The sequence below is a fragment of the Priestia sp. MDV22-iso46 genome (genome assembly GCF_058629175.1).
Map to the genome: position 1 here is coordinate 467,481 of NZ_JBZVWT010000002.1, position 16,480 is coordinate 483,960.

General features: G+C 41.4%; 14 protein-coding genes. 13 read left to right on the plus strand and 1 reads right to left on the minus strand.

Annotated features, from left to right (window positions below; all coding sequences use genetic code 11):
* The first annotated feature begins 138 nt into the window (after positions 1 to 138).
* The 8 genes from AC4NPH_RS14365 to pyrE are packed head-to-tail and all read left to right on the plus strand — an operon-like array spanning position 139 to position 9,648.
* Positions 139 to 1,077, plus strand: a complete 939-nt coding sequence (locus AC4NPH_RS14365; protein ID WP_013058938.1) for an aspartate carbamoyltransferase catalytic subunit — start codon at positions 139 to 141, stop codon at positions 1,075 to 1,077.
* A complete protein-coding gene (gene pyrC / locus AC4NPH_RS14370; RefSeq protein ID WP_013058937.1) occupies positions 1,040 to 2,329 on the plus strand; it encodes a dihydroorotase in 1,290 nt (429 codons plus the stop codon). The genes AC4NPH_RS14365 and pyrC overlap by 38 nt, the downstream gene beginning before the upstream one ends.
* Positions 2,314 to 3,399 carry a carbamoyl phosphate synthase small subunit gene (locus AC4NPH_RS14375; protein WP_013058936.1) on the plus strand — a complete coding sequence of 362 codons (1,086 nt, stop codon included), beginning with the start codon at positions 2,314 to 2,316 and terminating at the stop codon, positions 3,397 to 3,399. Before pyrC ends, AC4NPH_RS14375 begins: the two co-directional genes overlap by 16 nt.
* Positions 3,399 to 6,611 carry a carbamoyl-phosphate synthase large subunit gene (gene carB / locus AC4NPH_RS14380; RefSeq protein ID WP_098314817.1) on the plus strand — a complete coding sequence of 1,071 codons (3,213 nt, stop codon included), beginning with the start codon at positions 3,399 to 3,401 and terminating at the stop codon, positions 6,609 to 6,611. The genes AC4NPH_RS14375 and carB overlap by 1 nt, the downstream gene beginning before the upstream one ends.
* Complete coding sequence (locus AC4NPH_RS14385) at positions 6,608 to 7,381, plus strand: dihydroorotate dehydrogenase electron transfer subunit (RefSeq protein ID WP_013058934.1); 774 nt, start codon at positions 6,608 to 6,610, stop codon at positions 7,379 to 7,381. Before carB ends, AC4NPH_RS14385 begins: the two co-directional genes overlap by 4 nt.
* Positions 7,378 to 8,319, plus strand: coding sequence for a dihydroorotate dehydrogenase (locus AC4NPH_RS14390; RefSeq protein WP_013058933.1), 942 nt, complete (start codon positions 7,378 to 7,380; stop codon positions 8,317 to 8,319). Before AC4NPH_RS14385 ends, AC4NPH_RS14390 begins: the two co-directional genes overlap by 4 nt.
* Positions 8,291 to 9,013: an orotidine-5'-phosphate decarboxylase gene (gene pyrF, locus AC4NPH_RS14395; protein ID WP_013058932.1), complete on the plus strand. Its 723-nt coding sequence runs from the start codon at positions 8,291 to 8,293 to the stop codon at positions 9,011 to 9,013. The genes AC4NPH_RS14390 and pyrF overlap by 29 nt, the downstream gene beginning before the upstream one ends.
* A complete protein-coding gene (pyrE, locus tag AC4NPH_RS14400) occupies positions 9,010 to 9,648 on the plus strand; it encodes an orotate phosphoribosyltransferase (RefSeq protein WP_013058931.1) in 639 nt (212 codons plus the stop codon). The genes pyrF and pyrE overlap by 4 nt, the downstream gene beginning before the upstream one ends.
* 50 nt (positions 9,649 to 9,698) lie before the next feature.
* Here the strand turns inward: pyrE and AC4NPH_RS14405 are convergent, their stop codons facing one another.
* Positions 9,699 to 11,411, minus strand: a complete 1,713-nt coding sequence (locus AC4NPH_RS14405; RefSeq protein WP_041816621.1) for an Rqc2 family fibronectin-binding protein — start codon at positions 11,409 to 11,411, stop codon at positions 9,699 to 9,701.
* A gap of 141 nt (positions 11,412 to 11,552) precedes the next feature.
* Here AC4NPH_RS14405 and AC4NPH_RS14410 point away from each other — a divergent pair, with 141 nt between their 5' ends.
* The 5 genes from AC4NPH_RS14410 (at position 11,553) to rpoZ (ending at position 16,419) form a co-directional block, all read left to right on the plus strand.
* Positions 11,553 to 14,231: a cation-translocating P-type ATPase gene (locus AC4NPH_RS14410; protein ID WP_013058929.1), complete on the plus strand. Its 2,679-nt coding sequence runs from the start codon at positions 11,553 to 11,555 to the stop codon at positions 14,229 to 14,231.
* A 153-nt stretch (positions 14,232 to 14,384) separates the two neighbouring features.
* Positions 14,385 to 15,260: a YicC/YloC family endoribonuclease gene (locus tag AC4NPH_RS14415; protein ID WP_029320527.1), complete on the plus strand. Its 876-nt coding sequence runs from the start codon at positions 14,385 to 14,387 to the stop codon at positions 15,258 to 15,260.
* Positions 15,261 to 15,306: 46 nt separating this feature from the next.
* A complete protein-coding gene (locus AC4NPH_RS14420) occupies positions 15,307 to 15,567 on the plus strand; it encodes a DUF370 domain-containing protein (protein ID WP_013084831.1) in 261 nt (86 codons plus the stop codon).
* 13 nt (positions 15,568 to 15,580) lie between these two features.
* Complete coding sequence (gene gmk, locus AC4NPH_RS14425; RefSeq protein ID WP_013058927.1) at positions 15,581 to 16,195, plus strand: guanylate kinase; 615 nt, start codon at positions 15,581 to 15,583, stop codon at positions 16,193 to 16,195.
* Between the two features lie 2 nt (positions 16,196 to 16,197).
* The gene (gene rpoZ / locus AC4NPH_RS14430) at positions 16,198 to 16,419 is read left to right on the plus strand and encodes a DNA-directed RNA polymerase subunit omega (RefSeq protein ID WP_013058926.1); all 222 of its coding nucleotides are present in this window, start codon (positions 16,198 to 16,200) and stop codon (positions 16,417 to 16,419) included.
* Positions 16,420 to 16,480 lie beyond the last annotated feature (61 nt).

Genomic DNA, 16,480 nt, shown 5'->3' on the forward strand with positions numbered 1-16,480 from the left:
AATTGAAATCCAGAGAGGTTTCTAAGGGTGTGTGAAAAGCGCGTTATAGACGAAGCTTTTTTTCTTACACCCTTTCTAAGTTAGAAAGGGTGTTTTTTATAAAGAAATGCGAGGAAAGCAAAAATGGAGGGAATCGATATGAAACATTTAGTGACAGTCTCAACACTAGAAACAAATGAAATTCTAGAGATTTTAGACAGCGCTGAAAACTATCGAACGAATAAACAAGGATGGAAACCGGAAGAGAAAATGTTTGTTGCCAACTTATTTTTTGAAGCGAGCACGCGTACTCGATGCAGCTTTGAAATGGCAGAACAGCAGCTAGGATTAACAACAATTCCGTTTGAAGTAACAACTTCAAGCGTCCAAAAAGGAGAAACGCTTTATGACACGATTGAAACATTAGCTTCAATCGGCGTTCAGTCAGTTGTTATTCGCCACCCGCAAGATCGTTATTATGAAGCACTGCAGGAAAAAGTATCGATTCCCATCATTAATGCAGGAGACGGATGCGGTCAGCATCCAACTCAGTGTCTGCTTGATCTACTGACGATTCGCCAAGAGTTCGGCTCGTTTAAAGGATTAAAAGTCGCAATAGTCGGAGATTTGCGACATAGCCGCGTAGCGAGATCGAATGCTGAAATGCTGACAAAACTAGGGGCGACCGTATATTTTGCGGGACCTGAAGAATGGAAAGATGAAGAGAACAGACACGGTACATATCTTGATATCGATGAAGCAATCGAAACGGTCGATGTTGTGATGCTGCTGCGTATTCAATTTGAAAGGCACGAAGAGAACACTTCAGAGCTTGCACAGAACTACCACAGCCGCTTCGGATTAACCGTTGAACGAGAGCGGAAAATGAAATCACATAGCATTATCCTTCATCCAGCTCCTGTAAACAGAGGAGTCGAAATTGCAGATGAGCTCGTTGAATGTGAACGATCAAGAATTTTTAAACAAATGCAAAATGGCGTGTACATTCGCATGGCAGTATTAGCAAGAGCGCTACAACCAATTGAAAGGGGACTTAATAATGACAACAATTATCAAAAATGCTACATGGTTAAATGAAGGGAAAATTGAAAAAGTCGAACTGAAAATTGAAAATGGTGTAATTGCTGAAATAGCTTCACACATCGATGTAGAGAATGAAGAAGTCATTGATGCAGGCGGGAACTTCTTATCACCGGGTTTAATCGATGTCCACGTTCACTTGCGCGAGCCAGGGGGAGAAAAGAAAGAAACGATTGAAACGGGTACTCTAGCAGCGGCAAAGGGCGGTTTTACAGCAATTGCTGCAATGCCAAACACGCGTCCAGTTCCGGATACTGTTGAACAAATGGAGTGGGTAAACAAGCGTATTGAAGAAACAGCACATGTTCGCGTATTACCATACGCATCGATTACCACTCGCCAATTAGGAAAAGAACTAACGGACTTTGAAGGCTTAAAAGAAGCGGGCGCATTTGCTTTTACAGATGATGGAGTAGGCGTTCAGTCAACAGGAATGATGCTGGAAGCGATGAAAAAAGCCGCTTCATTAAATAAAGCAATCGTTGCACACTGTGAAGATAATGATTTAATCAACAAAGGCTGCGTCCACGACGGAAAATTTGCAAAAGAACATGGACTAAACGGTATCCCTTCTATCTGTGAAGCCGTTCAAATTGCACGAGATGTACTGCTTGCTGAAGCAGCAAACTGCCACTACCATGTGTGTCACGTAAGTACAAAAGAATCCATTCGCGCCATTCGGGATGCAAAAAAAGCAGGAATTCGCGTAACCGCAGAAGTAACGCCTCATCATTTACTGCTAAATGAGGAAGACATCCCTGGGCTTGATTCAAACTTTAAAATGAATCCGCCGCTTCGAGGAAAAGATGATCAACAGGCATTAATTGAAGCTTTATTAGACGGAACGCTTGATTTTATCGCCACTGATCATGCACCGCACACAGCGGACGAAAAAGCAGCAGGCATGGAGCTTGCGCCGTTTGGGATTGTGGGACTTGAAACAGCTTTCCCGCTTCTTTATACAAACTTGGTATTAAAAGAAGTAATGACGCTAGAGCAGCTAGTATCATATTTAACAAACAAGCCTGCTGACACGTTCAACCTTCCTTATGGCACCATCGAAGTAGGGAAACCAGCAGATTTAACTATCATTGATCTTGAAACAGAAAAAGCAATTAATCCAGAAGAATTTGTATCAAAAGGTAAAAATACGCCGTTTGCTAACTGGGTATGCAAAGGTTGGCCGGTAATGACATTAGTAGAAGGTAAACGAGTATGGGAGGATGTTAAAGCATGCAACGTCAACTAATTTTAGAAGATGGAACAGTATTTATCGGAAAAGGATTCGGCAGCGACAAAGAAATGACAGGAGAAGTTGTTTTCAACACGGGAATGACAGGATATCAAGAAATTCTATCTGATCCATCATACTGTGCACAAATTGTGACATTAACATATCCTTTAATCGGAAACTACGGTATTAACCGCGATGACTTTGAGTCGATTGAACCAGCTGTACACGGTTTGATTGTAAAAGAAATTTGTGATGCTCCTTCAAACTTCAGAAGCGAACTATCAGTAGATGAATTTTTAAAACAAAAAGATATTCCAGGATTAGCTGGAATCGACACAAGAAAATTAACGAGAAAAATTCGTCAGCACGGTGCGCTTCGCGGACGCGTGTGCAACATGGAAGTCAATGTAGAAGAAGTAGTATCACAGCTTCAAAATCATGAACTTCCGACTGACTCAGTTAAAAAAGTATCAACAGTGAAGCCTTACCCAAGCCCAGGCAGAGGTAAAAAAGTGGTACTCGTTGACTTTGGAATGAAACACGGAATTTTACGCGAATTAACAGCTCGTCAATGCGACGTGATTGTGGTTCCTTATAACGTAACTGCGCAAGAAATTCTTCAATTAAATCCAGATGGCATCATGTTGAGCAACGGACCTGGAGACCCAAAAGACGTACCTGAAGCAATCGAGATGATTCAAGGGGTTTTAGGAAAGGTTCCTCTTTTCGGAATTTGTTTAGGACATCAGCTGTTTGCGCTAGCATGCGGAGCAGATACAGAAAAAATGAAATTTGGTCATCGTGGATCCAACCATCCTGTAAAGGATCTAAAAACCAATAAAGTAGCTCTTACATCTCAAAACCACGGCTATACAGTATGTGAGCCATCTCTTGTCAACACGCCATTAGAAGTGACGCACGTTGCGCTTAACGATGGAACAGTTGAAGGAGTAAAGCATAAAGAATATCCGGCATTTACGGTTCAATATCACCCTGAAGCATCACCGGGACCTGAAGATGCAAACGGATTGTTCAACGAATTTATGGATCTTATGAAAAACAATCAGAAAGTAGGTAATTGCTAATGCCAAAACGTCAAGATATTAACACAATTCTCGTAATCGGATCAGGACCAATCGTCATCGGACAGGCGGCAGAGTTTGACTATGCAGGAGCGCAAGCGTGTATTGCGCTAAAAGAAGAAGGATACAAAGTTATTCTTGTGAACTCCAATCCTGCAACAATCATGACAGACTCAGAAATGGCAGATAAAGTATATATTGAACCTCTAACGGTTGAATTTGTAAGCTCAATTATTCGTAAAGAACGCCCTGATGCACTGCTTCCAACGCTTGGCGGTCAAACGGGACTGAACTTAGCGGTAGAATTACACGAAACGGGTATTTTAGAAGAATTTAATGTAGAAATTCTCGGGACAAAATTATCGGCGATTGAACAAGCTGAAGACCGTGAGCAGTTCCGTTCACTAATGAATGAACTAAATCAGCCTGTCCCAGCAAGTGAAATCATTCATTCGTTAGACGAAGCTTATGCGTTTGTTGAACAAGTAAACTATCCGGTAATCGTGCGTCCTGCTTATACGCTTGGCGGTACGGGAGGCGGAATTTGTAACAACGAGCAAGAGTTGATTGAAATTGTAACAAGTGGATTAAAACACAGTCCTGTAACACAGTGCTTACTTGAGAAAAGCATTGCAGGCTTTAAAGAAATTGAATATGAAGTAATGCGCGATGCAAACGATAATGCGATCGTAGTATGTAATATGGAAAACTTTGATCCGGTCGGTATTCATACGGGAGATTCAATTGTTGTAGCACCAAGCCAAACGCTAAGCGACCGTGAGTATCAGCTGCTGAGAAATGCTTCACTAACAATTATCCGAGCGCTTAAAATCGAAGGCGGATGTAACGTTCAGCTAGCACTAGACCCAGAAAGCTTCCAGTATTACGTAATTGAAGTAAACCCTCGTGTAAGCCGCTCATCGGCTTTAGCATCAAAAGCAACAGGGTATCCAATTGCAAAATTAGCAGCAAAAATTGCGGTAGGCTTAACATTAGATGAAATGATGAACCCGGTAACTGGGAAGACATATGCATGTTTCGAACCGGCACTAGATTACATCGTATCTAAAATTCCACGCTGGCCGTTTGATAAATTTGAATCAGCTAACCGTAAACTCGGTACACAGATGAAAGCAACAGGTGAAGTAATGGCAATTGGCCGCACGTTCGAAGAGTCAATTTTAAAAGCCGTACGCTCACTAGAGTCAAACGTTCATCACTTAGAGCTGAAAGATGCGCATGAATTTGATGATGCAATTATTGAAAAACGTATTCGCAAAGCTGGTGATGAGCGATTATTCTACATCGCAGAAGCGATTCGCCGCGGCATAACGATTCAGCAAATTCACGAGTGGAGCAAAATCGATCTCTTCTTCTTAGTAAAACTTGAAAAAGTGATTGCTTTTGAAAATGTGTTAAAAGAAGAGATTCATAACGTAGAAGTTTTACAGGAAGCAAAAGAAATGGGATTTGCAGACTGTACGATTGCTAAGCTATGGAATCAAACAGAGCGTGAAGTATATGACTTCCGCAAACAAAATGGCGTGATGCCAGTGTACAAAACAGTAGATACATGTGCAGCTGAATTTGAATCTACAACACCATATTTCTACGGTACATTTGAAGATGAAAACGAATCGATTGTTACAGATCGTAAAAGCGTTGTAGTGTTAGGGTCAGGTCCAATCCGCATCGGGCAAGGAATTGAGTTTGACTATGCAACAGTTCACTCCGTGTGGGCGATTAAAGAAGCTGGATACGAGGCGATTATTGTCAATAACAATCCAGAAACAGTATCAACTGACTTCAGTATTTCAGATAAATTATACTTCGAGCCGCTGACGATTGAAGATGTGATGCATATCATCGATTTAGAAAAACCAGAAGGTGTGGTCGTACAGTTCGGTGGTCAAACAGCAATCAACTTAGCAGACGAGCTAGAAGCAAGAGGGGTCAAGATTTTAGGAACGTCGCTTGAAAGCTTAGATGCAGCGGAAGACCGTAAAAAATTCGAAGCGACGCTAGCGCGTTTAGAAGTACCTCAGCCTCTTGGAAAGACGGTTACATCCGTAGAAGAAGCAGTGATTGTGGCAAAAGAAATTGGTTATCCGGTGCTTGTACGACCTTCATATGTACTAGGCGGACGCGCAATGGAAATTGTGTATAAAGAAGAAGAACTGCTTCACTATATGAAACACGCGGTAAAAGTACACGCTGATCACCCTGTGTTAATCGACCGCTACTTAACTGGAAAAGAAATTGAAGTCGATGCCATTTCAGACGGTGAAACAGTGGTTATTCCAGGGATTATGGAACATGTAGAGCGCGCGGGTGTACACTCAGGTGACTCCATTGCTGTATATCCACCGCAAACTCTGTCACAGGATGTAAAAGATACAATCATTGATTACACAATACGTATTGCAAAAGGCTTAAACATTATTGGACTGCTCAACATTCAGTTCGTCTTATCAAAAGGAGAAGTGTTTGTTCTTGAAGTAAATCCTCGTTCAAGCCGTACGGTGCCGTTCTTAAGTAAAATTACGCGTATTCCGATGGCGAATGTGGCAACAAAAGTTATTTTAGGAACAAGTTTGCGAGAGCTTGGTTATGAATCAGGCATGCACCCTGAAGAAGAAGGTGTCTACGTAAAAGTGCCGGTCTTCTCATTTGCAAAGCTGCGTCGCGTAGATATTACGCTTGGACCTGAAATGAAATCTACTGGAGAAGTAATGGGGCAAGATTCAACGTACGAAAAAGCATTATATAAAGGACTAATTGCGTCAGGTATGTCCATTAAGCCGTACGGTTCAGTGCTTATGACAGTAGCGGATAAAGATAAAGAAGAGGCAACAGCGCTAGCGAAGCGTTTTGCTAACATTGGCTACCAGGTGATTGCAACGGAAGGAACAGCTTCAACGTTTACAAAAGAAGACATTCGCGTAAAAGTAGTAAATAAAATTCATCATGAAGATCACAATCTTTTAGATGTGATACGAAAAGGTGAGGCGCAGCTTGTCATCAACACGCTAACAAAAGGAAAACAGCCTGCGCGTGACGGATTTAAAATTCGCCGTGAAGCAGTTGAAAATGGTGTACCTTGCTTAACATCACTTGATACAGCAGAAGCGATTTTACGAGTGCTTGAAACGATCAGCTTCCATACAACACCAATGAAAAAAGTTCGTCCAACTAAAGAGGTGACAACCGTATGATCAAACATGAAATGATGCAAGTCGTCAGTCAGCGACCGTTAACACACAATGTATATGAATTAACCCTTCAAGGCGAGCTTGTTCGTTTCATGAATGAGCCGGGGCAGTTTGTGCATATCCGCGTCAACAACGACTATTTGCCACTGCTTCGCAGACCAATCAGTATTGCAGAAATTGACCAAACGCACGAACAATTTACGATGATTTACCGTGCAGAAGGGGCGGGAACATCGCTGCTTGCCGAAAAACAAGCTGGACAGTCGATTGACGTGTTAGGTCCGCTTGGCCACGGTTTTCCATTAGATACCATAGAGGCAGGTCAAACCGCTTTATTAGTAGGGGGAGGCATTGGAGTGCCTCCGCTCTATGAGCTTTCAAAAAGACTTCGTGAAAAAGGCGTGCAGGTTATTCACGTCTTAGGCTTTCAATCAAAAGCAGACGTATTTTACGAGCGAGAGTTTTTAGCTTTAGGAGAAACATATATTGCAACGGTAGACGGCTCTTACGGAACAAAAGGTTTTGTCACAACGGTGATTGACGAGCAGCAGTTTTCATATGATGTTATGTTTTCATGCGGTCCAACTCCGATGTTGAAAGCACTAGAAAATAATTATACAAACAAGCCGCTTTACATTTCTTTAGAAGAAAGAATGGGTTGTGGAATCGGCGCTTGTTTTGCATGTGTATGCAGAGAAAGTGAAGATTCTACGGCGTATAAAAAAATCTGCAGCGACGGTCCCGTCTTTCAAGCAGGGGAGGTGCTTCTATGAGCATGCTAAAAACGACATTGCCAGGATTAGATTTGAAAAATCCAATTATGCCAGCATCCGGCTGTTTTGGATTTGGACGTGAGTATGCTCAATTTTATTCACTTGATGCACTTGGAGCCATTATGATTAAAGCGACTACTGCTGAAACTCGTTTTGGCAATCCAACTCCTCGCGTAGCGGAAACATCTGCAGGAATGTTAAATGCAATCGGATTACAAAATCCTGGGTTAGAAAAAGTAATGAATGAAGAGCTCGTTTGGCTTCAGCAATATGATGTGCCGATTATCGCGAACGTAGCCGGTGCTTCAATTGAAGAATATGTGCACGTGGCAAAAGAAATTTCAACCGTATCAAATGTAAAAGCACTTGAATTGAATATTTCATGTCCTAACGTAAAAGAAGGCGGAATTGCGTTTGGCGTAGATCCTGTCATTGCTGCTCGTTTAACGAAAGCAGTAAAAGATGTTTCAAATGTTCCAGTTTATGTTAAACTATCACCAAACGTATCCAATATTGTAGACATGGCGATGGCTGTTGAAGAAGCTGGTGCGGATGGCTTAACGATGATCAATACGCTTCTCGGGATGCGTCTGGATTTGAAAACAGCTCAGCCGGTTTTAGCGAACGGCACAGGCGGACTGTCAGGCCCATCAATTAAACCGGTAGCGATTCGAATGGTATATGAAGTGAGCCAAAAAGTGAACATTCCAATTATCGGTATGGGCGGAGTGACGACTGCTGAAGATGCACTCGAGTTCCTATATGCAGGTGCAAGTGCAGTGGCGGTTGGTACAGCAAACTTTGTTGACCCGTATGTATGCCCAACCATCATTGACGAACTGCCAAGGCTATTAACATCATTAGGATACGAGCATGTTTCAGAATGTATCGGAAGGAGCTGGAAAAAGCGTGAAGCAACCGTTAATCATTGCTCTTGATTTTTCATCAATTAACGATGTACAGCAGTTTTTAATGCCTTTTCAACAAGAGTCATTATTTGTGAAAGTAGGCATGGAACTGTTTTATAAAGAAGGGTTATCCATTATTTCTGCATTAAAAGAGCAAAACCACCAAATCTTTTTAGACTTAAAGCTTCATGATATTCCCAATACGGTAAAGCAAGGGATGAAGTCTTTAGCTTCTCTTGAAGTGGATTTGGTTAACGTTCACGCAGCGGGCGGAATGAACATGATGCAAGCAGCCGTTGAAGGACTTGACTTAGGAACCGCTGCCGGCAAAAAGCGCCCGGATTGTATTGCGGTTACTCAGCTAACGAGTACATCTGATGAAATGCTAAAAGAGCAGCAGCTCATTACACATTCGATGCAAGAAGTGGTTACGCATTATGCAGCACTTGCTAAAAAAAGTGGACTTGACGGCGTTGTATGTTCTACTCATGAAGTGCCTTCGATTCGAAAAGCAGCAGGAGAAGACTTTTTGACCGTAACGCCGGGTATTCGTATGGGCACAGATTCAGTAGATGACCAAGTCCGTGTGGCAACACCTCAGCTAGCGAGAGAATATGGCTCAAGTGCCATTGTCGTTGGACGTTCTATTACTAAAGCAAAAGACCCGCTTAAAGCATATTATGAGATGTTACAGCAGTGGAAAGGGGAGCGTATTACGCGATGACAAAACTACGAAAAGAAATTGCAAAACAATTAATTGATATTGAGGCAGTAAGCCTTCAACCAAACGAGCCGTTTACGTGGGCCTCTGGAATTAAGTCGCCTATTTATTGTGACAACCGTCTAACGCTTAGCTACCCGAAAGTGCGAAAAGAAATTGCAAAAGGTCTGCAGCATTTAATTAAAACGTATTTTGCCAATGCAGAAGTGATTGCTGGTACCGCTACAGCTGGTATCCCTCATGCAGCATGGGTAAGTGAAGCGCTAGAGCTTCCAATGTGCTATGTGCGAAGCAAAGCAAAAGAACATGGCCAAGGAAATCAAATCGAAGGAAAAGTAACAAAAGGTCAAAAAGTTGTTGTGATTGAAGATTTGATTTCAACTGGCGGAAGTGTGTTTACCGCAGTCGATGCATTAAAAGCGCAGGGGTGTGAAGTGCTGGGAGTTGTGTCTATCTTTACATATGAGCTGGAAAAAGCGCGTCAGCTGTTTAAAGAAAAAGAACTTCAAGTTTATTCGCTAACAGACTACTCTACGCTAGTAGAAGCGGCAAACGAAGCGGGATACATTGAAGAAGAAGCTATGGACAAACTATTTAAATGGCGTGAAAATCCTTCAGACCCTTCGTGGATGAACTAAACTAGATCTATATAATAAAAACCCCCTTTCTCTATAGAAAGGGGGTTTTATTATGACTGACGCAGCTTCAGTACAAGTTCTTCGCTAGGCGTTACGTACACCGTTTGCTGGTTATCGTACGTCACAAAACCAGGCTTGGCACCACTTGGTTTTTTTACGTGGCGAATTTTTGTATAGTCCACGGGTACTGAACTTGAATTCTTGGCTTTACTAAAGTAAGCAGCAAGATGAGCCGCTTCTAAAATTGTTTCTTCTGAAGGCTCTTGGCTGCGGATAACAACGTGAGAACCCGGTATATCTTTTGTATGAAACCAAACGTCATCACGAGCAGCAAGGCGATTTGTTAAATACTCATTTTGCTTATTGTTTTTTCCAACTAAAATCGTCGTGCCGTCGCTTGAAACGTATTGTTCAAGTGTAGGCGTGGTGTTTTTTTGTTTTTTCGCTTGTTTTTGCTGACGGTTGCGCAAATATCCTTCTTCCACAAGCTCTTCACGAATCTCTGCAATGTCTTTGTGAGTAGCAGTATCCATTTGCTGAATAAGTGATTCAAAATACTGTACTTCTTCGTTTGCTTTTTCAATTTGTTCGATTACAATCGAAACGGAATTTTTCGCTTTTTGATACTTTGTGAAATAGCTTTGAGCATTTTGAGACGGTGATTTTTGCGGATCTAATGAAATCGTAAGTGTACCGCTATTTTCATCATAATAATTAATAACATCCACTTTCGCATCTCCTTTTTTGACAAGGTGTAAATTTGCGGTAAGGAGTTCACCGGCTAGCTGATATTCAGATGCTTTTTCTGCATTTTGCAGCGTTTGCTCAAGTTTTTTTATTTTTTTCTCATTTTTCTTTTTCTCGGTAGAAATAAACTGTACTAAGTCATGCGCTTGCTGCTTTACACGATCTCGCTCTGCTTTCCCGTAGTAATAGCGGTCAAGAAGCTCGCTGATGGTTGCATACGTTTTTTTCGTACCCTCTAAATGCGTTAATTCCAGTAAATAAAAGTAGTCTTTTTGATTAACGGTTGTCAGAGTTGGTGTAAACTGACCTTCTTTGATCAGCGTCATCGTTTCGACGAATGATTTTGGAAGGGTAGAACGATTCGCTAAGCCAGAGCGAAACACCACTTCATTTGCAATTAAAGGAGAAAGCCCCGAGAAGGTCTGCACTAGCTGGGTGGCTAACTTTCCGCTATTAAAATCAATTTTTTTAACCACGGTTTCTTCATCCGCTTCAAATGGATGAAGCTTATCTTGACTAGGAGGCAGTACGTAAGGTGCTCCAGGTAGAAGCGTACGGTGCCTGTTCAAGGCCATTGGAACGTGTTTAATGCTGTCGATAATCGTTTGTTTTTCTTTATCTACAAGCACAACATTACTATGTCTTCCCATGATTTCAATAATAAGCTGCTTGTACGTCACGTCGCCAATTTCATTTCGTCCTTTTGTTTCAATGACTAAAATGCGGTCTAATCCAAGCTGATATACTTGTTCAATAATGCTTCCTTCTAAATGTTTGCGAAGAAGCATACAAAACATAGGAGGCTCAGATGGATTTTCATAAGGCTCATTTGTAAAATGAACGCGTGAATAGTTAGGGTGAGCTGAGATTAAAAGTTTGCGGTTTTCACCTTTAGCGCGTACTTGTAAAATCAACTCGTTTGGAAACGGCTGATATATTTTTGAAATTCGTCCTGAAACCAAGGTCTCAGATAATTCTTGTAAAATGCCATATGTAAAAATACCATCAAATGACATAGTGCTCACATCCTTAAGTAATTGAAAATTGTCCTATAGAAAAGTATAGCATTTTTTAGGACGAGTCTGAATAAGCATACGATATAAGATTGTAACAATCTAATAGGTGCATTTACAAATAAAAGGGTGTGAAAAGATGCAATGAAATGGTATGAATTAGGTGAAAAAGCAATAGTAGAAGTAACAAAAACAGACAGACAGCATGGTCTTACACACAAAGAAGTAAAAGCACGTCAGCAGCAGCAAGGATTTAATGAATTGACTGAAGGAGAGAAAAAACCGGCCATTCTTGTGTTTGTAGAGCAGTTTAAAGATTTTATGGTGCTGGTTTTACTAGCTGCTACGCTTATTTCAGGTCTTTTAGGCGAATACATCGATGCGATTGCTATTATTGCCATTGTAGTAATTAATGGATTTCTAGGTTTTTTTCAAGAAAGAAAAGCAGAGAAATCTCTTCATGCATTAAAAGAGCTTTCTGCTCCTCAAGTAGCAGCTATGCGTGAAGGGAAATGGGTTAAGTTGCCATCTAAAGAGCTGGTAGTAGGAGACATTGTAAAGTTTTCAAGCGGAGACCGCATCGGGGCTGACCTTCGGATTATGGAAGCCAAAAGTCTAGAAATTGAAGAATCAGCGCTTACGGGAGAGTCTTTGCCAGTTGCCAAGCAAATAAAAGCTTTGCCAGGAGATGAAGTGCCGCTTGGAGATCAGGACAATATGGCTTTTATGGGTACGCTTGTGACGCGAGGAAGCGGAACAGGTATCGTTGTAGGGATTGGAATGAAAACAGCGATGGGACAAATTGCTGATTTGCTTCAAAATGCTGAAGTCATGATTACCCCTCTTCAACGGAAGTTAGAGCAATTAGGTAAAATTTTAATCGTTGTAGCGCTTGCACTTACTGTATTAGTGGTCGGGATTGGCGTGCTGCAAGGCCATGATTTATATAGTATGTTCTTAGCGGGAGTTTCCTTAGCTGTTGCTGCCATACCCGAAGGTCTTCCTGCCATCGTAACCGTGGCGCTATCTCTTGGTGTACAGCGCATGATTAAGCAAAGATCCATTGTTCGCAAACTTCCTGCTGTTGAAACACTAGGATGCGCGTCAGTCATTTGCTCAGACAAAACGGGCACATTAACGCAAAATAAAATGACGGTTACTCACCTCTGGTCAGGAGGAATGACGTGGAGGGTATCAGGGACAGGGTATGAACCTACGGGCGTATTTTCGCGAGAGGAAAGAGAAGTTGATACACGGAGTGAAAAACCGCTTCAGCAGCTTTTGGTGTTTGGTCTGCTTTGCAATCAAACGTCCATTTCGAGAAAAGATAAAGAATATGTCATCGACGGGGATCCTACTGAAGCGGCTTTGCTTGTTGCCGCAATGAAAGCGGGGCTGACAAAAGAAAACATTCAAAAGCAGTTTACGATTATTGAAGAGTTTCCATTTGATTCAACGCGTAAAATGATGAGTGTAGTCATTGAAGACGCATCTAATAAGCGCTATGTCATAACAAAAGGTGCTCCCGATGTGCTGCTTGTAAACAGCAAAAATATTTTGTGGGAAAGCAGACAACAAACGCTGTCGGTAACGGTTCATAATGAAGTAAAAGGAGCGATTGATCAGTTAGCTAGCCAAGCGCTTCGAACCATTGCTATTGCTTATCGTCCGTTAGGAGACCATGAGAGCGTTCATACAGAGAACGAAGCGGAAAAAGACCTGACTTTCCTCGGGCTTCAAGGAATGATTGATCCGCCAAGACCAGAAGTCAAGCAAGCGGTCAAAGAATGCCGAGACGCAGGAATCAAAACCGTTATGATTACAGGTGACCACGTCATTACAGCACAGGCGATTGCAAAACAGCTAGGCATTCTACCGAAAAACGGTCAAGTCTTGGAAGGAACGGATTTATCCAAAATGACGCAGGAAGAGCTAGAAGAAGTAGTGGATGATGTTTACGTATATGCCAGGGTATCACCTGAGCATAAGCTTAAAATTGTTAAAGCTCTTCAAGCAAAAGATCACATTGTAGCCATGACGGGTGACGGCGTAAATGATGCACCTGCTATTAAAGCAGCAGACATAGGCATCGCGATGGGCATCACCGGGACAGACGTAGCAAAAGAAGCGTCTTCACTCGTTTTGCTTGATGATAATTTTGCTACTATTAAATCAGCAATCAAAGAAGGACGAAACATCTATGAAAATATTCGAAAGTTTATCCGTTACTTGCTTGCATCAAATGTAGGAGAAATCTTAGTTATGCTCTTTGCGATGATTTTAGCACTTCCGCTTCCGCTAGTGCCCATTCAAATACTATGGGTAAACTTAGTAACAGACGGTTTGCCTGCGATGGCTCTTGGCTTAGACCAGCCAGAAGATAACGTGATGAAGCGCCATCCAAGGCATCCGCGTGAAGGTATCTTTGCAAGAGGGTTAGGGTGGAAAGTAGTCAGCCGCGGATTTTTAATTGGAGCTGCTACACTTGCTGCATTCATGATTGTTTACGACAATGACCCAGATCGGCTGCAGTATGCACAGACGATTGCATTTGCCACACTTGTTATGGCACAGCTTATTCACGTATTTGACTGTCGAAGTGAAAAATCAATCTTTGATCGCAATCCATTTCAGAACTTATATCTTGTAGGAGCTGTTATTTCATCTATTATCCTTATGCTGGTGGCCATCTACTATCCGCCGCTGCAGCCTATTTTTCATACAATGGCCATTGCACCGCGGGAATGGCTCGTTATTTTAGGACTTGCAAGCCTTCCAACTTTTTTACTTGCCGGTTCACTTTTAACAAGAAAACCTTCATAAATTGTGCTATACTTTAATACAGGCTGTCCCAAATGAGAAAACTCATGAAGGCAGCCTTTACAGGTTGAATAAAGAAGAGAGATTTCTTTTTTTTGCTAACACTTTCTTTTATGATACTTTTTATGTAAGATGTACATAGTGGATGTGATGATAATGATAAAAAGTATGACTGGTTTTGGCCGCGGAAAAGCGGAAGTGGAAAATCGATCAGTGACAGTGGAAATGAAGTCTGTTAATCATCGTTTTTGTGAAATTGTTATTCGTATGCCAAGACAATTAATTGAAATTGAAGATAAAATAAAAAAAATCGTTCAAACATACATAAAACGTGGTAGAGTAGAAGTATTTGTTACTATTTCAGGTGAAGAAATGGCAAAAAAGAAACTGCAGACGGATTGGCAGCTGCTTGAGGAATACATGAATGCGTTGCAGCAAGTACAAGAAAAGCATGGGCTGTCACAATCTGTTCAAATTCAAGACATTTTACACATGCCTGAAGTGATGACAACTTATGAAGAAGAAGCTGATCAGACGAGTATTCATGGTGCAATCTTTGAAGCCGTTGACGCTGCTGTGCATCAGTTAGTGGATATGCGGAAACGAGAGGGATCAGAGCTGTATCACGATTTGATGGGGTACTTACAGGACATTCAAGACATTCGCGAAAAAATTACACAGCTTGCTCCTGAAGTTGCTGAACAATATCGCGAGCGTATTAAAAGAAAGCTGAGCGACTATTTAGAAGGTACTTTCGATGAGCAGCGAGTGCTGACTGAAGTAGCAATTTTTGCTGAAAAAGCAGATATTAGCGAAGAACTTACGCGAATTCAAAGTCATGTTTCACAATTTATTCAAGCATTAAATACACCTGATTCAGTAGGACGCAAGCTGGATTTTCTTGTTCAAGAGCTGAATCGTGAAATGAATACAATCGGTGCGAAGGCAAATAATGGTACTATTGCTCAGTATGTTATTAGTATGAAAGCACAATTAGAACGCATAAAAGAGCAGGTTCAAAATATTGAATAGCCTTCGTGTAAGATAAAGATTATATTGGTATAGCAGGAGGCTTCTTATGAGCGGTAAATTAGTGAACGTTGGATTTGGAAATTTTATTTCTTCTAATCGTATAATCTCTGTCGTTCATCCTGAATCAGCTCCAATCAAACGCATTATTCAAGATGCAAAAGATCGAGGCTCTTTAATAGATGCAACGCAAGGACGTAAAACACGATCTGTTATTGTTATGGATAGCGATCATGTTATTTTAGCTCCTGTACAGCCAGAAACTGTGTCACAGCGACTTATAAACAAAGAAGAATTATTAGAAGGGTAGGTCACTTGAACCGATGATTGAAAGAGGTTTATTAATTGTTCTTTCCGGACCATCAGGTGTTGGAAAAGGAACGGTACGAAAAGCATTGTTTGAGCAAGAAGACATTAAATTGCAGTATTCTATCTCTGCAACAACAAGAAAGCCCCGCGAAGGTGAAGTAGACGGTGTTGACTATTTCTTCAAACCACGCGAAGAGTTTGAGCGCATGATTGAAAACAAGAAATTATTAGAGTGGGCTGAATACGTAGGTAACTACTACGGTACCCCGGTTGATTATGTAGAACAAACGTTATCTGAAGGAAAAGACGTATTTCTAGAAATTGAAGTACAAGGTGCTCTTCAAGTGAAAGAAGCGTTTCCAGAAGGTTTGTTCATCTTCTTGGCACCGCCGAGTTTGTCAGAGCTTAAAAGTCGTATCGTAAACCGCGGTACTGAAACAGAAGATTTAATCAATAACCGTATGCGCGTGGCAAAAGAAGAAATTGAACTTATGGACGCCTACGATTATGTTGTAGAAAATGACAAAGTAGAAAATGCTTGTGCTCGCATCCGTGCTATCGTAACGGCTGAACACTGCCGTCGTGATCGTATTTCTGCGCGCTATAAAAGAATGCTGGAGGTAGAATAAACATGCTTTATCCATCAATTGATTCCCTAATGGAAAAATTAGATTCTAAGTACACGCTTGTGACAGTAGCTGCAAAACGTGCACGTCAATTACAGCTTCACAATGATACGCCGATTGAAAAGCCGGTTTCTTATAAGTTTGTAGGCTGTGCTTTAGAAGAAATTAATGCTGAACAATTAAGCTATAAGCAAGGTGTAGCAGAAGAAGATTCTAAACATCAGTAAGTGAAAAAATAACAACCTACTTTATAGGTTGTTATTTTTTTGGTGCTTTTATCTGTGTTCA